The organism is Roseovarius sp. M141, from assembly GCF_024355225.1.
GTDB lineage: Bacteria > Pseudomonadota > Alphaproteobacteria > Rhodobacterales > Rhodobacteraceae > Roseovarius.
Genome location: NZ_VCNH01000008.1, coordinates 2,153,424 through 2,177,982 on the forward strand (window position 1 = coordinate 2,153,424; position 24,559 = coordinate 2,177,982).

Annotated in this window: 21 protein-coding genes; 12 read left to right on the plus strand and 9 right to left on the minus strand. The window is 62.0% G+C overall.

The genetic code is table 11. The features are described from left to right. Positions 1–5: 5 nt before the first annotated feature. From queA to lpdA, 4 genes are all read left to right on the plus strand, one after another. Complete coding sequence (gene queA / locus FGD77_RS14500) at positions 6–1,058, plus strand: tRNA preQ1(34) S-adenosylmethionine ribosyltransferase-isomerase QueA (protein WP_255014240.1); 1,053 nt, start codon at positions 6–8, stop codon at positions 1,056–1,058. Between the two features lie 107 nt (positions 1,059–1,165). After that, the gene (locus FGD77_RS14505; protein WP_255010853.1) at positions 1,166–2,440 is read left to right on the plus strand and encodes an MFS transporter; all 1,275 of its coding nucleotides are present in this window, start codon (positions 1,166–1,168) and stop codon (positions 2,438–2,440) included. Between the two features lie 123 nt (positions 2,441–2,563). After that, positions 2,564–3,148: a DUF924 family protein gene (locus FGD77_RS14510; protein WP_255010856.1), complete on the plus strand. Its 585-nt coding sequence runs from the start codon at positions 2,564–2,566 to the stop codon at positions 3,146–3,148. 134 nt (positions 3,149–3,282) lie between these two features. Beyond that, a complete protein-coding gene (lpdA, locus tag FGD77_RS14515) occupies positions 3,283–4,680 on the plus strand; it encodes a dihydrolipoyl dehydrogenase (protein ID WP_255010859.1) in 1,398 nt (465 codons plus the stop codon). Between the two features lie 9 nt (positions 4,681–4,689). On the opposite strand, the gene FGD77_RS14520 is transcribed toward lpdA, so the two are convergent. Further along, positions 4,690–5,043 carry a DUF488 domain-containing protein gene (locus FGD77_RS14520; protein WP_255010861.1) on the minus strand — a complete coding sequence of 118 codons (354 nt, stop codon included), beginning with the start codon at positions 5,041–5,043 and terminating at the stop codon, positions 4,690–4,692. A 137-nt stretch (positions 5,044–5,180) separates the two neighbouring features. On the opposite strand from FGD77_RS14520, the gene uvrA reads away from it, so the two are divergent. Then, positions 5,181–8,039, plus strand: coding sequence for an excinuclease ABC subunit UvrA (gene uvrA / locus FGD77_RS14525; protein ID WP_255010863.1), 2,859 nt, complete (start codon positions 5,181–5,183; stop codon positions 8,037–8,039). 224 nt (positions 8,040–8,263) lie between these two features. Here the strand turns inward: uvrA and FGD77_RS14530 are convergent, their stop codons facing one another. From FGD77_RS14530 to FGD77_RS14545, 4 genes are all read right to left on the minus strand, one after another. Continuing rightward, positions 8,264–9,376: an AI-2E family transporter gene (locus tag FGD77_RS14530; RefSeq protein WP_255010866.1), complete on the minus strand. Its 1,113-nt coding sequence runs from the start codon at positions 9,374–9,376 to the stop codon at positions 8,264–8,266. 82 nt (positions 9,377–9,458) lie between these two features. Continuing rightward, a complete protein-coding gene (gene mmsB / locus FGD77_RS14535) occupies positions 9,459–10,331 on the minus strand; it encodes a 3-hydroxyisobutyrate dehydrogenase (protein ID WP_255010868.1) in 873 nt (290 codons plus the stop codon). 120 nt (positions 10,332–10,451) lie between these two features. After that, positions 10,452–11,585 (minus strand): carboxylate-amine ligase, encoded by a 1,134-nt coding sequence (locus FGD77_RS14540; RefSeq protein ID WP_255010872.1) that lies wholly within the window; start codon positions 11,583–11,585, stop codon positions 10,452–10,454. A 121-nt stretch (positions 11,586–11,706) separates the two neighbouring features. Continuing rightward, entirely contained in the window at positions 11,707–13,209 is a 1,503-nt protein-coding gene (locus tag FGD77_RS14545) for a CoA-acylating methylmalonate-semialdehyde dehydrogenase (RefSeq protein WP_255010874.1), read from the minus strand. Positions 13,210–13,323: 114 nt separating this feature from the next. On the opposite strand from FGD77_RS14545, the gene FGD77_RS14550 reads away from it, so the two are divergent. Both FGD77_RS14550 and FGD77_RS14555 read left to right on the plus strand, forming a co-directional pair. Continuing rightward, positions 13,324–14,220 (plus strand): LysR family transcriptional regulator, encoded by an 897-nt coding sequence (locus FGD77_RS14550; protein WP_255010877.1) that lies wholly within the window; start codon positions 13,324–13,326, stop codon positions 14,218–14,220. Positions 14,221–14,293: 73 nt separating this feature from the next. Beyond that, a complete protein-coding gene (locus tag FGD77_RS14555; RefSeq protein ID WP_255010879.1) occupies positions 14,294–14,728 on the plus strand; it encodes a CBS domain-containing protein in 435 nt (144 codons plus the stop codon). A gap of 7 nt (positions 14,729–14,735) precedes the next feature. Here the strand turns inward: FGD77_RS14555 and FGD77_RS14560 are convergent, their stop codons facing one another. Beyond that, positions 14,736–15,707 (minus strand): hypothetical protein, encoded by a 972-nt coding sequence (locus FGD77_RS14560; protein WP_255010880.1) that lies wholly within the window; start codon positions 15,705–15,707, stop codon positions 14,736–14,738. A gap of 122 nt (positions 15,708–15,829) precedes the next feature. On the opposite strand from FGD77_RS14560, the gene coaD reads away from it, so the two are divergent. Further along, the gene (gene coaD / locus FGD77_RS14565) at positions 15,830–16,321 is read left to right on the plus strand and encodes a pantetheine-phosphate adenylyltransferase (protein ID WP_255010881.1); all 492 of its coding nucleotides are present in this window, start codon (positions 15,830–15,832) and stop codon (positions 16,319–16,321) included. A gap of 18 nt (positions 16,322–16,339) precedes the next feature. Here the strand turns inward: coaD and FGD77_RS14570 are convergent, their stop codons facing one another. Together FGD77_RS14570 and gap are read right to left on the minus strand one after the other, a co-directional pair. Then, positions 16,340–16,483 (minus strand): hypothetical protein, encoded by a 144-nt coding sequence (locus FGD77_RS14570; RefSeq protein ID WP_255010882.1) that lies wholly within the window; start codon positions 16,481–16,483, stop codon positions 16,340–16,342. A gap of 110 nt (positions 16,484–16,593) precedes the next feature. Then, entirely contained in the window at positions 16,594–17,595 is a 1,002-nt protein-coding gene (gap, locus tag FGD77_RS14575) for a type I glyceraldehyde-3-phosphate dehydrogenase (RefSeq protein ID WP_255010883.1), read from the minus strand. A gap of 169 nt (positions 17,596–17,764) precedes the next feature. On the opposite strand from gap, the gene FGD77_RS14580 reads away from it, so the two are divergent. Next, complete coding sequence (locus FGD77_RS14580) at positions 17,765–18,730, plus strand: DUF808 domain-containing protein (protein WP_255010884.1); 966 nt, start codon at positions 17,765–17,767, stop codon at positions 18,728–18,730. Between the two features lie 64 nt (positions 18,731–18,794). Here the strand turns inward: FGD77_RS14580 and tkt are convergent, their stop codons facing one another. Beyond that, positions 18,795–20,810, minus strand: coding sequence for a transketolase (gene tkt, locus FGD77_RS14585; RefSeq protein WP_255010885.1), 2,016 nt, complete (start codon positions 20,808–20,810; stop codon positions 18,795–18,797). A gap of 227 nt (positions 20,811–21,037) precedes the next feature. Here tkt and FGD77_RS14590 point away from each other — a divergent pair, with 227 nt between their 5' ends. From FGD77_RS14590 to FGD77_RS14600, 3 genes are all read left to right on the plus strand, one after another. After that, the gene (locus FGD77_RS14590; RefSeq protein ID WP_255010886.1) at positions 21,038–21,607 is read left to right on the plus strand and encodes a hypothetical protein; all 570 of its coding nucleotides are present in this window, start codon (positions 21,038–21,040) and stop codon (positions 21,605–21,607) included. After that, a complete protein-coding gene (locus tag FGD77_RS14595; RefSeq protein ID WP_255010887.1) occupies positions 21,607–22,002 on the plus strand; it encodes a cell division protein ZapA in 396 nt (131 codons plus the stop codon). The genes FGD77_RS14590 and FGD77_RS14595 overlap by 1 nt, the downstream gene beginning before the upstream one ends. A gap of 165 nt (positions 22,003–22,167) precedes the next feature. After that, positions 22,168–24,546 carry an ATP-dependent helicase gene (locus FGD77_RS14600; RefSeq protein WP_255010888.1) on the plus strand — a complete coding sequence of 793 codons (2,379 nt, stop codon included), beginning with the start codon at positions 22,168–22,170 and terminating at the stop codon, positions 24,544–24,546. Positions 24,547–24,559 lie beyond the last annotated feature (13 nt).

Sequence of the window (24,559 nt, forward strand, 5' to 3'; positions counted from 1 at the left end):
ACGCGATGAAGCTCAGCGATTTCGACTATGACCTGCCCGAGGCGCTGATTGCCACGCGGCCCGTCCGCCCGCGCAGTGCCGCGCGACTGCTGGTGGCCCAAGGGAAGGGGATCACTGATGCGCATGTGGGCGATCTGCCCGATTGGCTGCGCCCCGGTGACCGTTTGGTGCTGAACGACACGCGCGTCATTCCCGCACGTCTGAGCGGTGTGCGCCGCCGCACCGGCGCCCAAGGGCAGACCGAGGCCCGTATCGAGGCGACACTGCTGGAGCCGCGCGCAGACGGCACGTGGAGCGCGATGATCAAGCCGCTGAAAAAGCTGGCGTTGGGCGAGGTGGTGATATTCTCCGATTCGCTATCGGCGACGCTCGAGGGCAAGCAAGACGGGCTGGCTCTGCTACGCTTCAATCTGCTGGGCGATGATTTCGACGCCGCATTGGCCGAGGCGGGCGCGATGCCCCTGCCGCCCTACATTGCCGCGCGCCGCCCCGCCGACGCCGCCGACAAGGATGATTATCAAACGGTCTGGGCCCGTCATTCCGGCGCCGTCGCGGCGCCCACGGCATCGCTGCATTTTGACGACGCACTGCTGGCGGCGCTGGCCGCGAAGGGCGTGGAATTCACCCATGTCACGTTGCATGTTGGCGCCGGCACGTTCCTGCCGGTCAAGGTGGACGACGTCACCACCCACAAGATGCACGCCGAATGGGGCGAGGTGACCCCAGAGGCCGCCGCGCAGATTGCGGCGACCCGCGCAGCGGGCGGGCGGATCATCCCCGTGGGCACCACCGCGCTGCGCCTGATCGAAAGTGCGGCGCAGGCCAGCGGCGCAATCGCGCCGTGGCGGGGCGAGACGGATATTTTCATCTATCCGGGTTTCCGGTTTCGCGTGACGGATGCGCTGATGACCAACTTCCACCTGCCGAAATCGACGCTGATGATGCTGGTCGCCGCATTGATCGGACAGGGCAGGTTGCGCCAGATATACACCCATGCCGTCGGCGCAGAATACAGGTTTTTTTCCTACGGCGACGCATCCCTGTTGATCCCGGACTGAAACACTGCCAATGGCGGCACCTACGCCCCGGCACGTGTCGCTCGTGGGCGCGACATGGGGCCTGATTCGCCGCAGATTGCCCTCAATACGACAAGGGAAGACGTCCGATGATCAAGGTTCTGTCCGGCGCGTGGGCGCTGTTGTTCGGGATGATGCTGCTTCAGGTCGGGAACGGCATGCAGGGCACGCTTTTGGGTATCCGGGGGGAGATCGAGGGGTTCTCGACCTTCGAGATGTCGCTGGTCATGTCGGGCTATTTCGTCGGCTTTCTTTTCGGGTCGCGCATGGCGCCCGAGATGATCCGCCGCGTCGGGCATGTGCGGGTCTTTGCGGCCCTGGGATCGATGATTTCATCGGCGATGCTGCTGTATCCGACTTGGACGGACCCCTGGGCCTGGGGCGCTGCGCGCATCCTGATCGGGTTTTGCTTTTCGGGCGTTTATGTCACCGCCGAAAGCTGGCTGAACAATTCGGCCAGCAATGAGAACCGCGGCAAGGCACTGTCACTGTACATGATCGTGCAGATGATCGGCATCGTATCGGCGCAGGCGCTGCTGATCGTGGCCGATCCGGGCGGGTTTGTTCTGTTCATCATCCCGTCGGTGCTGATTTCGATTTCGTTTGCGCCGATTCTGCTGTCGATTAGCCCGACGCCGGCGTTCGACAGGACCAAGCCGATGACTCTGATGCAGATATACCACACCTCGCCACTTGGCTGTGTCGGCATGTTCCTGTTGGGTGGAGTCTTCTCGGCGCAGTTCGGGATGGCTGCGGTCTACGGCGGTAAGGCGGCGCTGAGCGTTGGCGAAATTTCGGCCTTCGTGTCGTCCTTTTACATCGGGGCGTTGATCATCCAGTATCCGCTGGGCTGGCTGTCGGACAAGGTGGACCGCCGCCTGCTGATCCTGATCGCGTCGGCGGGGGTGGCGTTCGGCGCGCTTGTCGCCATGCTGTTCGGCACGTTCTTTTGGGTGCTGCTGGCGGCCGCCTTTGTGGTGGGCGGGCTATCCAACCCGCTGTATTCGCTGTTGATTGCCTATACCAACGATTATTTGGAGCATGAGGATATGGCCGCTGCCGCAGGTGGGCTGATCTTTATCAACGGGTTGGGCGCTGTCGCCGGTCCGCTGATCACCGGCTGGATGATGGGCGTGATGGGGCCGCGCGGATTTTTCCTGTATATTGCCATTCTGGGCGCGGCGATGGCCGCTTATGCGGCCTATCGTATGACGCAGCGCAAGGCGCCCACTGTCGACCCCACCGATACCTACACGACGGTCATGCCGTCGTCGTCGCCTGTCGCCGTTACCATGGCGCAGGAATACGCCATCGATATAGCCCAGGAGGAAGAAGAGGCCGATGCCCGCGCCGCAGAAGCCTGAGGACAGCTCTGCCCGGATGCGCGTGAGCGATATGTTGCGTTTGTAGGAATACTTTACTGTTCAAGCAGAGGCGCGGGGCAGTACCCTAGGATTATCGGCATTGGCCACTAAAGGAGCAGACCCGTGGTGAACCCGGACGACGTTTTGAAATTCTGGCTCGACGACGTGGGCGAGCAGGGCTGGTATGACCAATCGGAGACGCTGGATGCGGCGATCCGGGATCGGTTCGAGGGGGCTTGGGAAAAGGCCAGCTCGGGAACGTTCGGTTTGTGGCTGACCTACCCGGCGGGCACGCTGGCGTATATTATCCTGATGGACCAGTTTCCGCGCAACATGTTTCGCGGACAGGCGGGCAGCTTTGCCACTGACCGTCAGGCCGTCGCTGCCGCCAAGGCCGCGATTGATCGCAAGTGGGACATGGCGATTGACGAACCTGCGCGCCAGTTCTTCTACCTGCCGCTGATGCATTCGGAAAACCTGTGTGATCAGGAGCGTTGCATTCGCCTCATTTGCGAGCGGATGCCGCAAACCGGGGCCGGTACACTGCTGCATGCGCGCGCGCACCGCGACGTGATCCGCCAGTTCGGACGCTTTCCCTACCGCAACGCGGCGCTTGACCGTAAATCGACCCTGCCCGAGACCGCGTATCTCAAGGCTGGTGCATATGGTCATACGCTGCGCCAGTTGCAGCATAAGGACGCCGCCTGACGCATGGCCCGCGACCAGGTATAGCAGCGCCGCGCCCAGGCAACGGGCGCGGCGCACGCATGTTTGGCAGATGCGTTGTGCAACTCCGCGAAACGCATTAGCATCGGGGCGAACGCAGCATCCCGGAGACGCACATGGCCCCCAAATCCTTTGATATGATCGTGATCGGCGCCGGTCCTGGCGGATACGTCGCCGCCATTCGGGGCGCGCAGTTGGGCCTTTCCGTGGCCATAGTCGAGCGTGAGAATATGGGCGGTATCTGCCTGAACTGGGGCTGCATCCCGACCAAGGCGATGCTGCGATCCTCCGAGGTGTTCCACCTGATGCACCGCGCCAAGGAATTCGGCCTGACGGCGGACAAGATCGGCTATGATCTGGACGCGGTGATCAAGCGGTCGCGCGGCGTGGCCAAACAGCTGTCGGACGGTATCTCGCATCTGATGAAAAAGAACAAGATCAGCGTGTTCCGAGGCGATGCTAAACTGCCGTCCAAGGGCACGGTGTCCGTCAAGATGGATAAGGGCGACGACGAGGAATTGACGTCCAAGCATATCGTCATCGCCACCGGCGCGCGCGCCCGCGAATTGCCGGGCTTGGAGGCTGACGGCGATCTGGTCTGGACTTACCGGCATGCGTTGGTTCCGCCGCGCATGCCCAAGAAGCTGCTGGTGATCGGGTCGGGCGCCATCGGGATCGAATTTGCCAGCTTTTACAACACGCTGGGGGCCGAGACGACCGTGGTCGAGGTCATGGACCGTATCCTGCCGGTGGAAGACGCCGAAATCTCGAAATTCGCCAAAAAGCAGTTCGAGAAACAGGGGATGAGCATTCTGGAAAAAACCGCAGTCAAACAGCTGGATCGCGGCAAGGGCAAAGTGACGGCCCATATCGAAGCGAACGGCAAAGTCGAAAAGCACGAGTTCGACACCGTGATTTCCGCAGTCGGCATCGTTGGCAACATCGAAAACCTCGGGCTGGAAGATCTGGGCGTCAAGATCGACCGCACCCATGTGCTGACAGATGAGTATTGCCGCACCGATGTGGACGGCCTCTATGCCATCGGCGACATCGCCGGTGCGCCATGGCTGGCGCACAAGGCCAGCCATGAGGGCGTCATGATTGCCGAGCTGATCGCGGGCAAAGACCCCCATCCCGTGAAAGCCAACAGCATTGCCGGCTGCACCTATTCCAATCCGCAGATCGCATCGGTCGGCTATACCGAGGCCAAGGCCAAGGAACTGGGCTATAACATCAAGGTCGGGCGCTTCCCCTTCATCGGCAACGGCAAGGCTATCGCACTGGGCGAGGCCGAGGGCATGGTGAAAACCATCTTTGACGCCAAGACGGGCGAGCTGCTTGGCGCGCACATGATCGGGGCCGAAGTAACCGAGCTGATTCAGGGATACGTCGTCGGGCGCCAGTTGGAAACGACCGAAGAAGACCTGATGAATACCGTCTTCCCGCATCCGACCCTCAGCGAGATGATGCACGAAAGCGTTCTGGACGCTTATGGCCGCGTCATACACATGTAAGGGACAGATCTAGACGGCTTTGTCGCGCAGGTAGTCACGCAGCGCTTCGGCATTGTTGTGGGTCTCGTCCTTGGCCCCATAAATCAGGGTGACGCGCCCGTCCTTGACCCGTTTGATCAGGTCTTTGATGGGCGCGCCGCACTGGTCCAGTTCGTGCCGGTAGCGCCGCCGAAATTCGCCCCACTTCTCCGGATCATGATCGAACCATTCGCGCAGGTCGTCGCTGGGCGCGACATCCTTGCACCAATCATCAAGGTCCAGATCCTTTTTGGCCACGCCGCGCGGCCAGATCCTGTCGACCAGAACGCGGAAGCCATCATTTTCGGCCATGTCCTCGTAAGCGCGCCTTGTACGGATATCCATGATAAGCCTCCCTTCATCAGAAACGAATTGGGGGCGCAGAAAGTTTCTCACGCAGATGTTCCTCATCTGTTCGCAAATACGGGTTGGAAGGTCCGCCGCCATACACTATCTGTAAATCTTCTCTCCCCGGAGGCATCATGGCTGAGCTGAAGAACATCGAAGTGCGCGGCGCGCGCGAGCATAATCTGAAAAATATCGACGTGGATATTCCACGCGATCAGCTGGTGGTCATCACCGGCCTTTCGGGGTCGGGCAAATCCAGCCTCGCGTTCGATACGGTCTATGCCGAAGGGCAGCGCCGCTATGTCGAATCGCTGTCGGCCTATGCGCGCCAGTTCCTTGACATGATGCAAAAACCGGATGTCGACCATATCAGCGGACTGTCACCCGCCATCAGCATCGAGCAGAAGACGACCAGCAAGAACCCGCGTTCGACCGTCGGCACCGTGACCGAAATCTACGACTACCTGCGCCTGCTGTTCGCCCGCGCGGGCACACCCTATTCCCCTGCAACAGGCAAACCGATCGAGGCGCAGCAGGTGCAGGACATGGTCGACCGCATCATGGCGATGGAGGAGGGTACGCGCGCCTATCTGCTGGCCCCCATCGTGCGCGACCGCAAGGGTGAATACCGCAAGGAATTCATAGAGCTGTGCAAAAACGGCTTTCAGCGGGTCAAGGTGAATGGCGAATTCTACGAACTGGACGAGCCACCGACGCTGGACAAGAAATTCCGCCACGACATCGACGTCGTGGTCGACCGTCTGGTCGTCAAGGAAGGCTTGGAAACGCGGCTGGCCGATTCGTTGCGCACCGCGCTGGACCTTGCCGATGGCATTGCCATTCTGGAGACGGCGCCCAATGAGGGTGATCCTGAACGCCTGACATTTTCCGAAAAATTCGCCTGTCCCGTGTCGGGTTTCACCATCCCCGAAATCGAACCGCGCCTGTTTTCCTTCAACGCGCCGTTTGGGGCCTGCCCGGTCTGCGATGGTCTGGGGGTTGAGCTGTTTTTTGACGAACGGCTGGTTGTACCGGACCAGAACCTGAAAATCTACGACGGCGCGCTGGCCCCGTGGCGCAAGGGCAAGAGCCCGTATTTCCTGCAAACGATCGAGGCGATCGCCAAGCATTACGAGTTCGACCAGAAAACCAAGTGGAAGGATCTGCCAGCCCATGTGCAGCAGGTGTTCCTGCACGGCTCGGGCGACGATGAAATCGCCTTTCGCTATGACGAGGGCGGGCGCGTCTACAACGTGTCGCGCGTGTTCGAAGGGGTGATCCCCAACATGGAGCGTCGCTATCGCGAGACGGATTCGGCTTGGGTGCGCGAAGAATTCGAGCGCTATCAGAACAACCGACCCTGCGGCGCCTGCGAGGGTTATCGACTCCGCGACGAGGCGCTGGCGGTCAAGATCGCGGGGCTGCATGTGGGGCAGGTCGTGCGGATGTCGATCCGCGAGGCGCTGGAATGGGTGACGGAAGCGCCGAAAGCCCTGACCAACCAAAAGAACGAGATCGCGCGCGCCATCTTCAAGGAAATCCGCGAGCGGCTGGGGTTCCTGAATAACGTCGGGCTCGAATATCTGACGCTCAGCCGCAATGCCGGCACGCTTTCGGGTGGCGAATCGCAGAGGATCCGGCTGGCCAGTCAGATCGGCAGTGGTCTGACCGGCGTGCTGTATGTTCTGGACGAGCCGTCCATCGGGTTGCATCAGCGCGATAATGACCGCCTTCTGCTGACGCTGAAAAACCTGCGCGATCAGGGCAATACCGTGATCGTCGTCGAACACGACGAAGAGGCGATCCGCGAGGCCGACTACGTTTTCGACATTGGCCCCGGTGCGGGCGTGCATGGCGGGCAGGTGGTCAGCCACGGCATTCCCTCGGTGGTGGCGGCTGATCCCAACTCCATCACCGGGCAGTATCTGTCTGGCGTGCGCGAGATTCCGGTGCCGGCCAAGCGGCGCAAGGGCAACGGCAAGAAGTTGAAGGTGGTCAAGGCGACCGGCAATAACCTGAAAAACATCACTGCCGAATTCCCCTTGGGCAGATTTGTGTGCGTGTCTGGCGTGTCCGGCGGCGGTAAATCCACGCTGACCATCGAAACGCTGTTCAAGACAGCATCGATGCAACTGAACGGCGCGCGCCAGACGCCCGCCCCCTGCGAGACAATCAAGGGGCTGGAGCATCTGGACAAGGTCATCGACATCGATCAGCGCGCCATCGGTCGCACACCGCGGTCGAACCCGGCGACCTATACGGGCGCCTTCACACCGATCCGCGACTGGTTCGCCGGTCTGCCCGAATCCAAGGCCCGCGGCTACAAGCCCGGCCGGTTCAGTTTCAACGTCAAGGGCGGGCGCTGCGAGGCGTGTCAGGGCGATGGACTCATCAAGATCGAGATGCATTTCCTGCCGGATGTCTATGTCACCTGCGAGACGTGTCAGGGCGCGCGATACAATCGCGAAACTCTAGAAATTCGATTTAAAGGCAAGAGTATAGCGGACGTTCTTGATATGACGGTTGAGGATGCGCAGGAGTTTTTCAAGGCCGTGCCGTCGATCCGCGAAAAGATGGATGCGCTGGTGCGGGTCGGTCTTGGATATATCAAGGTCGGTCAACAGGCGACAACCCTGTCGGGCGGTGAGGCGCAGCGCGTGAAACTGTCCAAGGAACTGGCCAAGCGCAGCACCGGACGCACGCTCTATATCCTCGACGAGCCGACGACGGGCCTGCATTTCGAGGATGTGAAGAAGCTGCTGGAAGTGCTGCACGAGCTGGTCGACGGCGGCAACACTGTCGTCGTCATCGAACATAACCTGGACGTGATCAAGACCGCCGACTGGATCATCGATATCGGCCCCGAGGGCGGCGATGGCGGCGGTGAGATCGTGGCGACCGGCACGCCTGAAAAGGTGGCGGACGAGCCGCGCAGCCATACGGGCCACTATCTGAAGCCCATGCTGCAATCGCGCAGGGTGGCGGCGGAATAGTAACCTGTCAGCCTACCGCGTCATAGGCAGGCACGGGGCGCCACATCGAACCCTGCACAGGGCCGATATCCGCTGTCCCAAAAGGTCTGAATTCCGCGCGCTAAGCACCGCCAGATCGTGCAGAACGCTCACGTCGTCGATCTGGCTGGTCAGCGAGATGTCCAGTTTCATGACGTCAGGACGCAAGCGCACGGTATGGTGCAGGCCGCAATTCCCCGGTGACCCTAACCAGCATTTCCTTTCGGCGGTTCTGCCTTGGATCGCGCTCCACGGCGCGGCGTGGTCGAACTGTCACCCAGAAAATGACCGAGCGGCTTTAGTCCCTCGATTTCGTCGCAGACGATCTTTGCCACGATCAGCACGGGCACGGCAACGACCATGCCGACGACCGACCAGATATAGGCAAAGAACGCGACGATCATGAACAGGATCGGTGTGTTCAGCTGCATTCGCCGCGAAATCACCAAGGGCGTCACGATCTGCCCTTCGATGGATGTCAGCGCCATGTAGGTCATGAAGACGCCGAACGCCTCCCAAGGCTGATCGAAGGACACGAACGCCACAAGCCCCGCGACGCCAGCGCCGACGACCGCGCCCAGAAACGGGATAAAGTTCAGCACGAATGCCATGACGCCGATGGCGACGGCGTTGGGCAGACCCCACAGATACATTGCCGCCCCGATGCTGAGTCCCAGCCCCGTGTTGATCAGCGCGATACCTCCCAGATAGCGCCCCAGACGGTCCTCAATGGTTTTGATGATCTCAACCGCGCGGCGTTTGTCGCGCAGTGTCGGCAGGCTTTCGACGGTGCGCAGCGCAAAGAAATCACCCGAACCGATCAGGAAGAACGTCAGGAAGATGGCAAAGATCACTTGGCTCAGCACTTTGGGCGCCATGGTCAGGATAGTGACCGAGGTGCCGGACTCGGACACGACCTCGACCTCCATCGCGGTCTGACCGCCGGCATCGCCGACAGCGTTGTCGATGGCCTTGGCGGCTTCGTTCACTTTGGCCAGGGGGCTGTCGCTGTCGCCCAGTTTGGTCCGCATGTCCTGCACCAGGCCGGGCATGTCGTCGATCAGGTTCGCGACGGGTTCTGCGAACCATGCGACGCCAATTCCGACCATAACGAACAGGATCGATGTGAACAACGTGGCGATCAGCACATTGTGCAGGCCCATACGCTCCAGCGCGCGGCGCGGTCGGCTGAACACAAAGTAGGACAGAATGGCTGCTGTCACGGGGATCAGGAAGTTGGCGGCCGCCACCATGGCTGCGGTCAGGACCACGACAAATATCCCGACCAGCGGCACATAGATGCGTTTTTGCGCTTTCACGTTGCTTTCATTCCCCCGGATTGCACGGCGCCAATCATCCTGAACGCTCGCGCGGGCGGGACGGTTCCTGTAACAGGGCCGTTTATGTGTGCCCGCGCGCCGCAAGGCGCGGCAGCATTGCACTGAAATCGCGGCCTTTGCCGTCCTCATCCTCGACGAACTGCGCATAAAGCGCGCGCGCGGCGCTGCCCAGTGGCGTGTCGGCATCCACCGCTTCGGCGGCCTGCTGGGCCAAGGTCAGATCTTTCAGCATCAGTTCGGCGGCGAAGCCCGGTTTGTAGTCGTTGTCTGCGGGGGATTTGGGGCCGACACCCGGCGCGGGGCAATAGGCGTTCATCGACCAGCTATAGCCCGAGGACGTGCTGACCACGTCGAACATCGCCTGCCGGTCAAGGCCCAGCTTGTCGGCCAGCGCGAAGGCCTCGCAGGTGACGATCATGGTCGCGCCAAGAATCATGTTGTTGCAGATCTTGGCCGCCTGACCGTTGCCGGAGGGGCCACAATGCACGGCCTTCTGGCCCATGATGTCGAACAGTGGCTTGGCGGTGGCAAATCCGGCCTCGTCCCCGCCGACCATGAAGGTCAGCGTGCCGCCTGATGCACCCCCGATACCGCCCGAAACAGGAGCGTCCAGCGCGGATAGCCCGGCGGTTTGTGCCTGCGCCGCGACGTCGCGGGCGCTGGCGACATCGACGGTCGAGCAGTCGAGGAACACCGCGCCCTTGTCCATGACGGGAATGATCTGGTCCGCGACGCTGCGCAGGATCGTGCCATTGGGCAGCATGGTGATAACCACCCCGGCGCCCTTGGCCGCGTCTTCGGCGCTGGCGCCGGCGCGGACGCCATCTGCACTGGTGCCTGCGGGATCAAAGCCGGTGACGTCATGGCCAGCCGCCGCCAGATTGGCCGCCATCGGCCCGCCCATGTTACCAAGTCCGATGAATCCGATTTTCATGACCGTGCCTTTCCGCAAGAGGATTTGCGCCACAGTATCGCCATCGGCAGAGCAGGGGCAATGCCGGGTGCGCGCAGAATTTGGTCAAAATCCGTTTGCGAAAATTATCTGTTTTGCGCGCTAGAGGTCCTCGTGGAATTCGTCGATCAGATGCGCGACCACGGCGGCGAGGGCGGCGCTGCGATCCTTGCCCGCCTCGGTTGCGGCGTCGAACACGCGCCGTTGGCGGTCGGCGCTGGTGCCGTTTGCCGCGATAGTGCGGGCGCGCGACACCTCGTTGACCGAGCCTAAATGCACCGCATCCTCGGCGATGATTTCCAGCATTTCGCCGATCAGTGTCTCAAACGGAACAATCTCGCCCAGGCCGAAATCAATCAGACCCTCACGCACGCCGTAGCGCTGCGCGCGCCAGCGGTTTTCGGAAATCAGGAACTGGTCATAAATCCGCCAGCGCTGGTTGCGCACCGATAGTCGCCACAGCATCCGCGACAGCCCCTGCGTCAGTGCGGCAAGTGTCAGCGCATCCTCCATCCGGGGCTGCACATCGCAGATGCGTGACTCGATGGTGGGAAATTTCGACGAGGGCCGCAGATCCCACCAGATTTTCGAGGCATCCTCGATTGCACCCAGATCGACCAGCACCTGCACCGAGCGCTCGAATTCGCCAAAGCTGCTCATGCGTGGGGGCAGGCCGGTGCGGGGCAGATTATCAAAGACCGTCAGCCGATAGCTGTCCAGACCGGTGTCCTGCCCCTGCCAGAAGGGCGACGAGCAGCTGAGTGCCAGAAGATGCGGCAGGAAATAGCTGAGTTGGTTCATCAAATCGATTCGCCGGTCGGGTGGATCGATGCCCACATGCACATGCATGCCGCAAATCAGCATACGGCGCACCACGCCCGCCAGATCGGCGGACAGGCTGTTATAGCGATCCTTGTCGGTATGTTTCTGCTCGCGCCAATCCGAGAACGGATGGCAAGAGGCGGCAATCGGCGCCAGGCCGAATTTGTCGGCCTCGCGGGCGATGCAGGCGCGCAGGCGTTTAAGGTCTTTGCGCGCCTCATCGACGGTCTGGCAGACCTTGGTGCCGACCTCGATCTGGCAGTTCAGGTATTCCGGGCTGACCTGATCCTGCAATTTGGCGCGGCAGGCATCCATCAGCGCCTCGGGCGCCTCGGCGAGGGCCATGCTGTCCTTGTCGACGAGAAGATATTCTTCTTCGATGCCGATGGTAAAGTCGGGATCAGTCAGGGCCATGGCGCGCCTTTCGCTAAGGTATGTCCAGCAAAGCGCAGGCAGGGCCGCGTGCCAAGAAAATTCTGCGAATTTTCTCTGGCGAAAAACGCCCGGCCTTCCGGGACCGGGCGTTCCGTTGCGTTTAGTCGGCCAGTTTGAAGTGGAACTCGCCGCCTTCCTTGATGCCTGATGGCCAGCGCGAGGTCACGGTCTTGGTCTTGGTGTAGAACTTGAACGCGTCGGGGCCGTACTGGTTCAGGTCACCAAAGCCGGACTTCTTCCACCCGCCGAAGGTGTAATGCGCCAGCGGCACCGGGATGGGGAAGTTGATTCCGACCATGCCGACATTCACGCGGGACGCGAAATCGCGCGCCGCATCGCCATCGCGGGTAAAGATCGCGGTGCCGTTGCCCATCTCGTGATCGGACGCCAGTTTCAGTGCTTCCTCATAGCTGCCTGCGCGCACGGTGGTCAGCACCGGGCCGAAAATCTCTTGCTGGTAGATGTCCATGTCCGGCGTCACCTTGTCAAAAAGGTGCGGTCCGACGAAAAAGCCATCCTCATAGCCTTGCAGATTGAAGTTGCGCCCGTCGACGACGAGTTCGGCGCCTTGATCGATGCCGGATTGCACGAGGCCCAGGATACGCTCCTTGGCTTGCGCAGTCACGACGGGGCCGTAATCGACGTCATTTTCCGACGTGTACGGGCCGACCTTCAGCGCCTCGACGCGGGGGATCAGCTTTTCGATCAGCTTGTCTGCGGTCTCATCGCCCACCGGAACGGCAACCGAAATCGCCATGCAGCGTTCGCCCGCCGCGCCATAGCTGGCACCGATCAGCGCGTCCGCGGCCTGATCGAGGTCGGCGTCGGGCATGATGATCATGTGGTTCTTGGCGCCGCCAAAGCACTGGGCGCGCTTGCCGTTGGAGCAGGCGCGGCCATAGATATACTGCGCGATGGGCGTCGAGCCGACGAAACCGACGGCCTGAATGGTTTCGTTGTCGAGGATCGCGTCCACCGATTCCTTGTCACCGTTGACGACCTGGCAGATGCCGTCGGGCAGGCCTGCCTCGGTCCATAGTTCGGCCAGCATGAGCGGGCAGGAGGGGTCACGCTCGGACGGTTTGATGATGACGGCGTTGCCCGCCGCAATTGCCGGGCCCATTTTCCACATCGGAATCATGGCCGGGAAGTTGAAGGGCGTGATGCCCGCAACCACACCCAAGGCCTGGCGCATCGAATAGATATCGATGCCGGTACTGGCGTTGCCGGAATATTCGCCCTTCAGGAAATGCGGCGCGCCGATGCAGAATTCGATCACTTCCATGCCGCGCTGCACATCGCCCTTGGCGTCGGGCAGGGTCTTGCCATGCTCGCGGCTGATCGCCTCGGCCAGCTTGTCCATGTCGCGGTTGATCAGGCGGACGTATTCCATGAACACACGGGCGCGTTTCTGCGGATTGACCTCAGCCCATTCCTTTTGTGCCTTGGCGGCGTCGGCAACGGCCTGGTTCAGCTCTTCAACTGAGGCAAGCGGCGTCTTTGCCTGCACGTCGCCGGTGGCGGGGTTGTAGACGTCGGCAAAGCGGCCGGACGTGCCCTTGACGTGCTTGCCGTTGATGTAATGTGTCAGTTCGGTGGTCATAGCATCCTCCATTTACATTTACGCGTAGCATAGCCTTGCAAAATTAGGGCGAACAGAGGCAATATTTCAAACGCAGTTTGCAAAAGTGCAAAGGGGCCGGGGAAGGGGCAGGGGATGCAGCCGCAATGGGATGATTTGAAAGTGTTTCTTGCCGTCGCCCGGTTCGAGAGCCTGTCGGCAGCGGGCCGCATCCTGAAGATCGACCCGGCCACCGTGGGCCGCCGCATCGCCCGGCTGGAAGAGGCGCTGTGCGCCCCGCTATTTGCCAAGTCCCCGCAAGGCTATGCGCTGACGAACGAGGGCCAGCGCCTGGTGGAGCGAGCCGCCCGCGCCGAGCAGGAAATGGCCGCCGCGTTCGAGGATCTGACCGGCCACGGCGGGCAACTGAGCGGGCAGATCAGGCTGGGGTCGCCAGATGGGTCGGCGAACTTCCTGCTGCCACAGGTCTGCGCACAGATCGTCGAGGATAACCCCGATCTGGAGGTGCAGATCGTGGCGCTGCCACGCGTGTTCAACCTGTCGCGCCGCGAGGCCGATATGGCCATCGCCGTCAGCGCGCCACTGGCCGGGCGGCTGAGCGTGCAGAAACTCACGGATTACAAGCTGAGCCTGGTTGCGTCCAAATCCTATCTGCAAACGGCCCCGCCGATACATACGCCCGAGGATCTGCGAGATCACCGCATCGTCGGCTATATTCAGGATATGATTTTCGACAAGGAACTTGACTATATGGCCGAGGCCGGGCTGTCCCGTGTCGATCTGGCCAGCAATTCGGTATCGGTGCAATTCAGTTGGATCCGGCAGGGGGCGGGCATCGGCATCGTGCATGATTTCTCGATCCCGTTCGGGCAGGATATTGTCCGGGTGCTGCCGGATCACATCAACCTCACCCGCAGTTTTTACCTGATCCGCCATGTCGACGACCGGCGGCTGGATCGGCTGAACCGCTTCGCCGAAGCGCTGGCCAGCGGTATGCGCCGCGAGGTTGCCCGGCTGGAAGCGCTGACGTGATGGCGCGCGCCGCTTGACAGTTGGCGTTCAACCATTACGCTAGTTTTCAACGATAGCGATAACGGGGTCAAAAATGCTGGTTCAACAAATCCTCAAGGCCAAGGGCGACGATGCCGTTTTCACCATCGCGCCGGGTACATCGGTGTCGGATGCTGCAGTGACGCTGTCGGACAACCGCATCGGCGCGCTGATCGTGTCCGATGCGGGGGGCGCAGTCGTCGGGGTCCTGTCGGAGCGTGATATCGTGCGCAATCTGGGCCAGCGCGGGCCGGATTGCCTGCAAGACAAGGTTGACGACATGATGACGCGCGATCCTGTTTGCGCAACCCGGCAGGATACCGGCGAAAGCGTGGTGCAGCGCATGACCAACGGGCGTTTTCGCCATATGCCCGTGATTGACGATGGCAAGCTGATCGGCGTTGTCACAATGGGCGATGTGGTCAAGGCCCGGCTGGCAGAGCTGGCGATGGAAAACGAATCCATGCAGGGGATGATCATGGGCCGCTAAGGCATCCTTACAGCCCAAAGCGCGCGGGCGGAAATCCGGCCGCGCCGAAGATTTTCCAAATCCGGTCCGTCAGGTCCGCGCTGTGCAGCGGCAGGCAGTTTCGCCGGAAATACCACGTCAGATATTGTGCATATCCGCCGCGCCGCTCCAGTTCCTGCGTCAGCGTTTGCGCGAACTGCGCGGGCTGCGTCACTGTTCCGGCGATGTGATGAAAATCCGATTTGCCCAGTAGCAGGGCTGGGACGCGGTGCAGAAACCCCTCAAGCGCGACGGTGGAGTTGATCGAAACGGTCGCGGCGCTGGTCGCCAGAATATCGTGGACATTAGCACAGCTGACGATCAGGCGGCTATCCGTCTGCGCCAGCGCCTTCGCTGCGGCGACATCTTCGGGCGTGCTGGCCAAAGGATGGGGTTTGACGATAACGGGGCGGTCCCCGGCATGATCCAGTACGCAGCGCAGCATATCGAGATCGCTGATGTCTGTCGCGCCGGATTGGAGCGGGTAGGTGCCTTGAAGAAATACCGCCAGCGCGCCGGGCGGAAATGTCTCGGGCGCTTCGGGCTGCGCATATTTCGAGCGGCGGTGGGCGACGTGCCGATCACGCAGCATGTCGAAGAATGGTTTTGCCTTGCGAAACGGGACATCGCCGGGCGCATAGGGGTGGTTGCCGATGCTGCTGAACGCCTTTACCCCCGACGGGTCCAGATGCCAGAATTCCCAAAAATAGGCGACGCCGGCATTCAGGACATTCGCCGCCACGACCGAACGGTCGTCGATGATGTGCAGATTGCCATCGTCAAACCGGCCGTCCGTTACACTGCGGGTTCCGACTTTGATATCGCTATCGCGCGCGCGGATGTCAAAGCCGATCCCGGCGCCCTGCGCCATGCTGCGCAGGATAGGGTAAAGCCGCAGATGCCAGCCCGTCAGATCGCGGGCCAGATCGTTCTTTTTCAGATGCAGCACGATCCGGGGCATCGATCACCTTTCACCGGTTTCGCGGGCCATGCTATGAGGCGCGTCGGTCCTTGGCCAGATGCGGGCTTGCAATTCACGGCCTGCTCGTGCTGATTACCTGCAACCCACAACGGAGTGATGCGATGCGCATTGGCCTATACCCCGGCACTTTCGATCCCATCACGCTGGGCCACATCGACATCATCCGCCGCGCCGCCACACTGGTCGACAGGCTGGTCGTGGGCGTTGCGATCAACCGCGACAAGGGCCCGCTTTTCTCGCTGGAAGAGCGCGTGGCGATGATCGAAGCCGAGGCGGCGCGTCTGAAAACGGCGGGGGTGGGCGAGATCACGGTGCATCCCTTCGAGAACTTGCTGATCGATTGCGCCCGCGATGTGGGTGCGCAGGTCATCATTCGCGGTCTACGCGCGGTGGCGGATTTCGAGTATGAATTTCAGATGGTCGGCATGAACCGCGCGCTGGACAGCAGTATCGAGACGGTGTTTCTGATGGCCGACACCGGGCATCAGGCCATCGCGTCCAAGCTGGTCAAGGAGATCGCCCGCCTTGGTGGCGACGTGTCCACCTTCGTGACGCCCGACGTCAACGCGGCCCTGCGGGCCAGATTCGACTGAACCGATCCCGCCCCGGCCTCAGCGCCAGAAGGCCATCCAGTCGATCAAGTCGCCCAGTTTTCCGGCCAGAAAAATCAGCCCGGCCTGACCTTGAAACCAGTAATCCAGAAACAGCGCCAGCACGATCAGGGCAAATAGCCAGAACGCGATCGGGTTGGTCATGTGCTGCGCCTTTCTGAATGACACGGGGCCAAATGACATGCGGCCCCGCGTCTTATGACAGACGGGGGCCGCACTGCGCAATATGTGGCGCGATCAGTGTAAATGGCCGATTAATCCAAGCGACCCATCACAGCCGCGACATCGGCCATGCGGCAGGAAAAGCCCCATTCGTTGTCGTACCACGCCAGAACGCGCACCAGAGTGCCGCCGACAACCTTGGTCTGTTCGGGGGCGAAGATGCTGCTTTCTTCGGTGTGGTTGAAATCGATGCTGACCTTGGGCGCGGGATCATAGGCCAGGATGCCTTTCATCGCACCGGCTGCGGCCTCGGCGACGACGGCATTCACGTCCGCCTCGGTCACGGATTTGCTGGCGACGAATGTCAGGTCCACTGCCGAAACGTTCGGCGTCGGCACGCGGATGGCCGAACCGTCCAGCTTGCCCTCGAGGGCCGGCAGAACCTCGGCCAGCGCCTTGGCCGCGCCGGTGGAGGTTGGGATCATCGACATCGCAGCGGCGCGTGCGCGGTAGAGATCCTTGTGACGGCGGTCCAGCGTGGGCTGATCGCCGGTATAGGCATGAATCGTGGTCATGATGCCCGACTCAATCCCGATGCCCTCGTGCAGGACTTTGGCCAGCGGGGCAAGGCAGTTGGTTGTGCAGGACCCGTTCGAGATCATCCGCTCACTGGCCAGCAATTCGCCGTCGTTGACGCCCATAACCACGGTGCGGTCGACATTTTTGCCGGGGGCGGACAGCAGCACCTTGCCGGCGCCGCGCTCCAAGTGCTTTTTCGCCTTTTCGCCGTCGTTGAAATTGCCGGTGCATTCCAGCACGACATCGACGCCATCCCAGTCCAGTTCGTCCATGTCGTAGGTCGAAAACATCTGGATCGGGCCTCGGCCCAGATCCAGGGTGCCATCGCCGGTGGTGACGGTGCCGGGGAACCGGCCATGCACGCTGTCATAGCGGATCAGGTGGGCGGCTGTTTCCAGCGGGCCGGTCGCGTTCAGTTTGACGACCTTCACATCTTCGCGGCCCGTCTCGGAAATATGGGCGAGGGTGGCGCGGCCGATGCGGCCAAATCCGTTGATGCCGACTGTGATGGTCATGGGAAGGCTCCTGGCGGTTGGTGGACGTTACCCGCGCTATACGGCGACAGACGGCGTGCTGAAAGGTGAAAAATGCCGCTTTTGCGGTGTTATCGCTATCTGGCGCAGACCCCTTGCGCGTCGACCGTGCGTCGCTACCTTTGCAGAACCTCAAAGGCGGAGCAATGACATGAGCGGACTTCTGGCCCTACTCGACGATGTGGCGGCGATTGCCAAGGTGGCGGCGGCGTCGATCGATGACGTGGCAGCGCAGGCGGCCAAAGCGGGCGCCAAGGCGGCCGGGGCCGCCATTGATGATGCCGCCGTGACGCCGAAATATATGCAGGGCTTCGACGCGAAGCGCGAATTGCCGATCATCTGGCGCATCGCGCGGGGCTCGCTGTTCAACAAGCTGGTGTTCCTGCTGCCTGCGGGCCTCGTGCTGCGCGAATTCGCGCCGGGGGCCGTGACGCCGCTGCTTATGCTGGGTGGGTGCTATTTGTGTTTTGAAGGGGCGGAAAAGGTGGCCCATGCGCTGGCAGGCGGGCATCATGAGAAAAAAGAGGCGATAGCCGAGGGCAGCCCCGCCCATCTGGAAGAGGAAAAGATCGCCGGCGCCATCAAGACCGATTTTATCCTGTCCGCCGAGATCATGACCATCGCGCTGGCAGCGATTCCCGATGGGTCAATCTGGATGGAGGGGGCAACGCTGGCGACCGTTGCCCTGATGATCACGGTTGCGGTTTACGGCGTCGTTGCGCTGATCGTAAAGGCCGACGATCTGGGTCTGCTCATGGCCGCCAAGGGGCGTTTTGCGGCGACACGGGGGGCGGGCCGGGGGCTGGTAAATGCGATGCCCAAGGTGCTGGCCGCACTGATGATCATCGGCACCGCCGCGATGCTGTGGGTCGGCGGCAACATCATTCTGCACGGGCTGAAAGATCTGGGATTTGGGTGGCCTTACAACCAGATACACCACGTTTCTCATGTAGCGACGCAGGCGCTTGACACGGGCCGCGCGGCAGCGGAATGGGCGCTGGTCGCGGCGATGGACGGTGTGTTCGGCTTGGCGCTGGGGCTGGTGCTGATTCCGATCGGAACCAAGATCATCACGCCGATCTGGCAACGTGTGAAGCGGCTTAACCCGGTTGTATGACTCGACGATTTTTCGCAATCGGTAAAGGGATGGGAAGGCTGTATTTTACAGCCTTCCCAATGTTTTACAGCAGGGACTTCACCTTGACGGCAACCGCCTCGGCGGTGATGGCGAACTTCTCGTAAAGCTCCTCGGCGGGGGCCGACGCGCCGAAACCTTCCATGCCGACAAAGCCCGATTTCGCCTCGCGCCCACGCTCGCCGCACAGCCAGCGGTCCCAGCCTTGGCGCGCGGCGGCCTCGACCGCGACGCGCACGGGACCGGCGGGCAGAACCTTGCGGCGGGTTGCCTCGTCCTGCGCCTCGAACAGCTCCCAGCAGGGCATGGAAACGACGCGCGTGCCGATGCCTTCGGCCTGTAGCAGATCGCGCGCTTTCATCGCGATCTCGACCTCGGAGCCGGTCGCCATGAGGATCGCCTGACGTTTCCCTTCGGAGTCGGCCAGCACATAGGCGCCCTCGGCGGTCAGGTTCTTGTTGCGGTGCTGGGTCCGAAGGGTCGGCAGGTTCTGGCGGGTCAGTGACAGGACCGACGGCGTTTCCTTGGACGTCAGGGCCAGTTCCCACGCCTCAGCTGTTTCCACCGTGTCGCAGGGGCGGAACACCCAAGTGTTGGGCGTTGCGCGGCTGATTGCCAAATGCTCGATGGGCTGGTGGGTGGGGCCGTCTTCGCCCAGGCCGATGCTGTCATGTGTCATCACGAACACGGTCGGGATACGCATCAACGCGGCCAGGCGCATGGCGGGGCGGGCGTAGTCGGTAAAGCACATGAACGTGCCGCCATAGGGGCGGATGCCGCCATGCAGCACCATGCCGTTCATCGCCGCCGACATACCATGTTCGCGGATGCCCCAATACACATAGCGGCCCTTGCGGTTGTCGGTGTCGAACACGCCCAGATCGCCCGTCTTGGTGTTGTTCGATCCGGTCAGGTCGGCCGAGCCGCCGACCGTCTCGGACATGATCGGGTTCACGATCTCCAGCACCATTTCGCTGGATTTGCGGGTGGCAAGTTTGGGGGCCTCTTCGCTGATCTGTTTCTTCAGCGCTTTGATGCGGGCGCTGAGGGCCTTGGGCGCCTCGCGCTCAAAAATACGGGTGAATTCCTTCTGGCGGCGTTCGGACACCTCGGCAAAGCGGCCCTCCCACGCCTCGCGCTCGGATTTGCCCCGCGCGCCGATGGCTTCCCATGCGGATTTGATGTCGCCGGGCACCTCAAAAGGTCCGGTTGTCCAGCCATAGGCGGCCTTGGCATCGGCCATCTGGTCGGCATCGGTCAGCGCGCCGTGCCCCTTGGAGGTGTCCTGCGCGGCATGGCCAAGCGCGATATGCGTTTTGCAGGCGATCATCGACGGCTTCTTCGAGGTCTTCGCCTTGGTGATCGCGTCGTCAATCTCGGACGGGTTATGGCCGTCGATCTCGATCACCTGCCAGTTTGCCGCGCGGAAGCGTTTCACCTGATCGGTGCGGTCCGACAGCGACACCTTGCCATCGATGGTGATGTCGTTGTTGTCCCAGAACACGATCAGCTTGCCCAGCGAATGACGCCCTGCCAGCGTGATCGCCTCCTGGCTGATTCCCTCCATCAGGCAGCCGTCGCCAGCGATGACGTAGGTGTGGTGATCGACCAGCTTGCGGCCATAGCGCGCGCGCAGCATTTCTTCGGCCATGGCGAAGCCGACGGAATTGGCGATGCCCTGACCCAGCGGGCCGGTGGTGGTCTCGATCCCCTTGGCGTGGCCATATTCGGGATGGCCTGCCGTTATCGCGCCCCATTGGCGGAAATTCTTGACCTGCTCCAGTGTCATGTCGCCGTAGCCGGTCAGGTGCAGCAGGGAATACAGCAGCATCGAGCCGTGCCCGGCGCTGAGGATGAAACGGTCGCGGTCTGGCCAATCGGGCGCAGATGCATCGAATTTCAGGTGCTTTTCGTACAGGACGGTGGCAACATCGGCCATGCCCATCGGCATCCCCGAATGGCCCGAATTGGCCGCGTGAACCGCGTCCAGTGTCAGCGCGCGTATGGCGGTCGCTTTGGACCAGTGATCGGGGTTGGCTTGGGCCAGGGCTTTGATGTCCACGGGCTGTGGTATCCTTATGGCAGGGATGAATTGCACAGGCTGAATACCAGCCCGCGCCCAAAGATCAAGCGCCGCCATGGTCGCGGTGTGCAGGGGCGTCGGCGCAGGTGCGCTGCGGGCCGCAAGGGGGGAAGCCTTTTTGCCAGCCATTCGTTACACTTGGGCCGACAGACGGGCGGTGGCGATTCGGCCGGCGCTCCGGCACCACAGATGAGGACATGCAAGGGATGAGCGATATCGACGCGATGCAGGGCCGGATCATGGCCGCGCTGGACCGGATCGGGCAGGGGCTCGATGGGTTGTCGCAGGACACCGGCGATACCGAACTGGAGGGCCTGCGCCAGCAGTTGAAGGACGAAACGCTGGCCAATGCCCATCTGGAGGAGCACGTCAAGAAGCTGACTGCGCGCACCTGCGAGGCAGAGGAGGCAGCGCGTCGCGGCGCCGACGCGCACGCCATGGAAACAGCAGACCGCGAGGCCGCGCAGAAAGAGCGCGGTCAGGTCCTGCAGCAACTGGATGACGCGCTTCAGTCTCTGCGCAAGGCCAATCAGCAGCTGCGCGACAATAACGCGGCGCTGCGGGCGGCCAATGCCGAAGGCGTGGCCGATCCGCACCTGATCAATCAGTCGATGATGGCCGAACTGGACGGGCTGCGCGCCGCGTGCGCCGCCGACCGGGCCGAAATGGACGTTCTGCTGACCGAGCTGGCCCAAATTACGGCCGCTTCGGACGGTGCAGATACAGAAAGCCCAAATACCGGCAGCGAAAGCGCCGCACGGATGGAGGACGTATGATGCCAGAGGTGGATATCCAAATCGGCGGACGCACCTTTCAGGTGTCCTGCCAGGAGGGCGAAGAGCATTACCTGCATTCTGCCGCCAAGATGCTGGACGACGAGGCCATCGTCGTGGCCGCCCAGATCGGCCGCGTCCCCGAGCCGCGCATGCTGCTGATGGCGGGTCTTATGCTGGCCGATAAGACCGCCGGTCTTCAGGACAAGCTGCGCGAGATCGAGGACCGGATGGCCGAAAAAGAGGCCGAGCTGGACCATCTGCGCAATACCCCGGCCCCCGCGCCTGAACGGGTCGAGGTGCCGGTCGTGCCCGCCTCTGTCACCGATACATTGGCCGAGATCGCGGCGCGTGCCGAGGCGCTGGCCGAGACGATCGACGGCAAAAGGGCAGGCTAGGCGGCGCGCTACGCCCTGCCATGCACCCGCATCGCCAAATGGCCGGACATCGTCCGGCCATTTTTATCCAAGGCAGGCCGCCGTCGCCTTTTTCTGCGCAGGGCGCATGGAACATAGGCTGAACATCCCTTTAACTTCGACCTCGGTAAGGTTAGTATCGCGCGCATGAACAGCTTTGACGAATCCGACGCCTTTGAGGGCGCCTCGCTGTCCGCGCGTGCGATGGCCGCGCGCCCGGCGCCTTATCTGGATGGGCTTAATCCCGAACAACGCCTTGCGGTTGAGACGATGGATGGCCCGGTGCTGATGTTGGCCGGGGCAGGGACAGGCAAGACCAAGGCGCTGACGACGCGCATCGTGCATTTGTTGAACACCGGTCGCGCCCAGCCGAACGAGGTGCTGGCCGTAACATTTACCAACAAGGCCGCGCGCGAGATGAAAAACCGCGTTGGCGCGCTGTTGGGCCAGTCGATCGAGGGGATGCCGTGGCTCGGCACGTTCCATTCGATCTGCGTCAAGCTGCTGCGCCGCCATGCCGAGTTGATTGGGGTGCAGGGCGGCGAGGGCGCGCGCGAAGTCACGCTGAAATCGAACTTTACCATTCTGGACACCGACGATCAGCTGCGCCTGCTGAAACAGCTGGTTCGGGCTGTCGGCATCGATGACAAGCGTTGGCCCGCCCGTCAATTGGCCGGTGTCATCGACCACTGGAAAAACCGCGCCTGGACGCCGGACAAAGTGCCCGCAGCCGAGGCCGGAGCCTATAACGGCAAGGCGGTTCAGCTTTATGCGCAGTATCAGCGCCGCCTGATCGAACTGAATGCCGTGGATTTCGGCGATCTGCTGCTGCATGTGGTCAGCATTTTTCAGACCCACGACGACATCCTGCAAAAATACCAGCGCTGGTTCAGCTATATCTTGGTAGATGAATACCAGGATACCAACGTCGCCCAATACCTGTGGCTACGCCTGCTGGCCGCCGGTCACAAGAATATCTGCTGCGTCGGCGATGACGACCAATCCATCTATGGCTGGCGCGGCGCCGAGGTGGGCAATATCCTGCGGTTCGAAAAGGATTTTCCCGGTGCGCATGTTGTCCGGCTGGAGCAGAATTACCGCTCGACCCCGCATATTCTGGCGGCTGCCTCGGGCGTCATCGCGGGCAATCAGGGCCGTCTGGGCAAGGAGCTGTGGACCGACGTGCAAGACGGCGAAAAGGTCCGCCTGATCGGCCACTGGGACGGCGAGGAAGAGGCGCGCTGGATCGGCGAAGAGATCGAGTCGATGCAGCGCGGCACGCGTGGCCTGCGCCAGTTCAGCCTCGACGAGATGGCGATCCTCGTGCGCGCGTCGCATCAGATGCGCGCGTTCGAGGACCGGTTCCTGACCATCGGCCTGCCATATCGCGTCATCGGCGGCCCGCGTTTCTACGAACGGCTCGAAATTCGCGACGCAATGGCCTATTTCCGCTGCGTCACCAGCCCCAGCGACGATCTGGCGTTCGAGCGGATCGTGAACACCCCCAAACGCGGCCTTGGCGACAAGGCGCAGCAGAAAATCCAGATGACGGCCCGCCAGAACGGCGTGCCGCTGATCGAGGGCGCGCGCATCCTGCTGGAGGAAAAAGGCCTCGGCGGCAAGGGCGCCAAGGAGTTGGCGACGTTGCTGGACGGGCTAGCGCGCTGGGGCCGCATGTCCGGGGATTCGGCGATCAACCATATCGAACTGGCCGGGATCATCCTGGACGAATCCGGCTATACCGAGATGTGGCAAAACGACAAGACGCCCGAGGCGCCGGGGCGGCTGGAAAACCTCAAGGAACTGGTCAAGGCACTGGAAAATTTCGAGAACTTCACGGGTTTTCTTGAACATATCAGCCTGATTATGGACAACGAGAGCGAGAATGAGGGCGCCAAGGTGTCCATCATGACGCTTCACGCGGCCAAGGGCCTCGAATTTCCGGCCGTATTCCTGCCGGGCTGGGAGGACGGGCTGTTTCCGTCGCAACGCTCGATGGACGAGTCGGGCCTCAAAGGTGTCGAAGAGGAGCGCCGCCTTGCCTATGTCGGGATCACCCGCGCTGAAGAGATCTGCACGATCTCCTATGCTGGTAATCGCCGGGTGTTTGGCCGGTGGCAAACGTCCCCGAAATCCCGTTTCATTGATGAGTTGCCCGAGAAGCATGTCGAGGTGCTGACGCCGCCGGGCCTCTATGGCGGCGGCTATGGTGCTGCTGCGGGCGTCCAAAACAGCATCGACGCCAAGGTTGCGGACGCGAATGTCTATAATTCCCCCGGCTGGAAACGCATGCAGGCCCGCGCCGGCCAGCGGCCCACGGCGCAGCCGCGCGACTCCGTTTCGCCGGTGATCGATATGGCTGCCACATCCTCCCACACGGTGGGCGAACGGGTATTCCATCAGAAATTCGGCTATGGCGAGATTATGGGCATCGAAGGCGACAAGCTGGAAGTTGCCTTCGACAAGGCCGGCGCAAAAAAGGTCATCGCCCGCTTTGTCACCAGCCCGGACGACGTGCCCTTCTAGGCGCGGGCCGTGG

Excerpts from the sequence above, each read along its gene's own strand:
- FGD77_RS14580 (WP_255010884.1), top strand. The coding sequence starts at position 17,765 with ATGAGCGGACTTCTGGCCCTACTCGACGATGTGGCGGCGATTGCCAAG.
- uvrA (WP_255010863.1), top strand. The coding sequence starts at position 5,181 with ATGGCTGAGCTGAAGAACATCGAAGTGCGCGGCGCGCGCGAGCATAAT.
- FGD77_RS14520 (WP_255010861.1), bottom strand. The coding sequence starts at position 5,043 with ATGGATATCCGTACAAGGCGCGCTTACGAGGACATGGCCGAAAATGAT.
- FGD77_RS14545 (WP_255010874.1), bottom strand. The coding sequence starts at position 13,209 with ATGACCACCGAACTGACACATTACATCAACGGCAAGCACGTCAAGGGC.
- lpdA (WP_255010859.1), top strand. The coding sequence starts at position 3,283 with ATGGCCCCCAAATCCTTTGATATGATCGTGATCGGCGCCGGTCCTGGC.
- FGD77_RS14555 (WP_255010879.1), top strand. The coding sequence starts at position 14,294 with ATGCTGGTTCAACAAATCCTCAAGGCCAAGGGCGACGATGCCGTTTTC.
- coaD (WP_255010881.1), top strand. The coding sequence starts at position 15,830 with ATGCGCATTGGCCTATACCCCGGCACTTTCGATCCCATCACGCTGGGC.
- FGD77_RS14560 (WP_255010880.1), bottom strand. The coding sequence starts at position 15,707 with ATGCCCCGGATCGTGCTGCATCTGAAAAAGAACGATCTGGCCCGCGAT.
- mmsB (WP_255010868.1), bottom strand. The coding sequence starts at position 10,331 with ATGAAAATCGGATTCATCGGACTTGGTAACATGGGCGGGCCGATGGCG.
- FGD77_RS14540 (WP_255010872.1), bottom strand. The coding sequence starts at position 11,585 with ATGGCCCTGACTGATCCCGACTTTACCATCGGCATCGAAGAAGAATAT.
- FGD77_RS14600 (WP_255010888.1), top strand. The coding sequence starts at position 22,168 with ATGAACAGCTTTGACGAATCCGACGCCTTTGAGGGCGCCTCGCTGTCC.
- FGD77_RS14590 (WP_255010886.1), top strand. The coding sequence starts at position 21,038 with ATGAGCGATATCGACGCGATGCAGGGCCGGATCATGGCCGCGCTGGAC.
- gap (WP_255010883.1), bottom strand. The coding sequence starts at position 17,595 with ATGACCATCACAGTCGGCATCAACGGATTTGGCCGCATCGGCCGCGCC.
- queA (WP_255014240.1), top strand. The coding sequence starts at position 6 with ATGAAGCTCAGCGATTTCGACTATGACCTGCCCGAGGCGCTGATTGCC.
- FGD77_RS14570 (WP_255010882.1), bottom strand. The coding sequence starts at position 16,483 with ATGACCAACCCGATCGCGTTCTGGCTATTTGCCCTGATCGTGCTGGCG.
- FGD77_RS14505 (WP_255010853.1), top strand. The coding sequence starts at position 1,166 with ATGATCAAGGTTCTGTCCGGCGCGTGGGCGCTGTTGTTCGGGATGATG.
- FGD77_RS14550 (WP_255010877.1), top strand. The coding sequence starts at position 13,324 with ATGCAGCCGCAATGGGATGATTTGAAAGTGTTTCTTGCCGTCGCCCGG.
- FGD77_RS14595 (WP_255010887.1), top strand. The coding sequence starts at position 21,607 with ATGCCAGAGGTGGATATCCAAATCGGCGGACGCACCTTTCAGGTGTCC.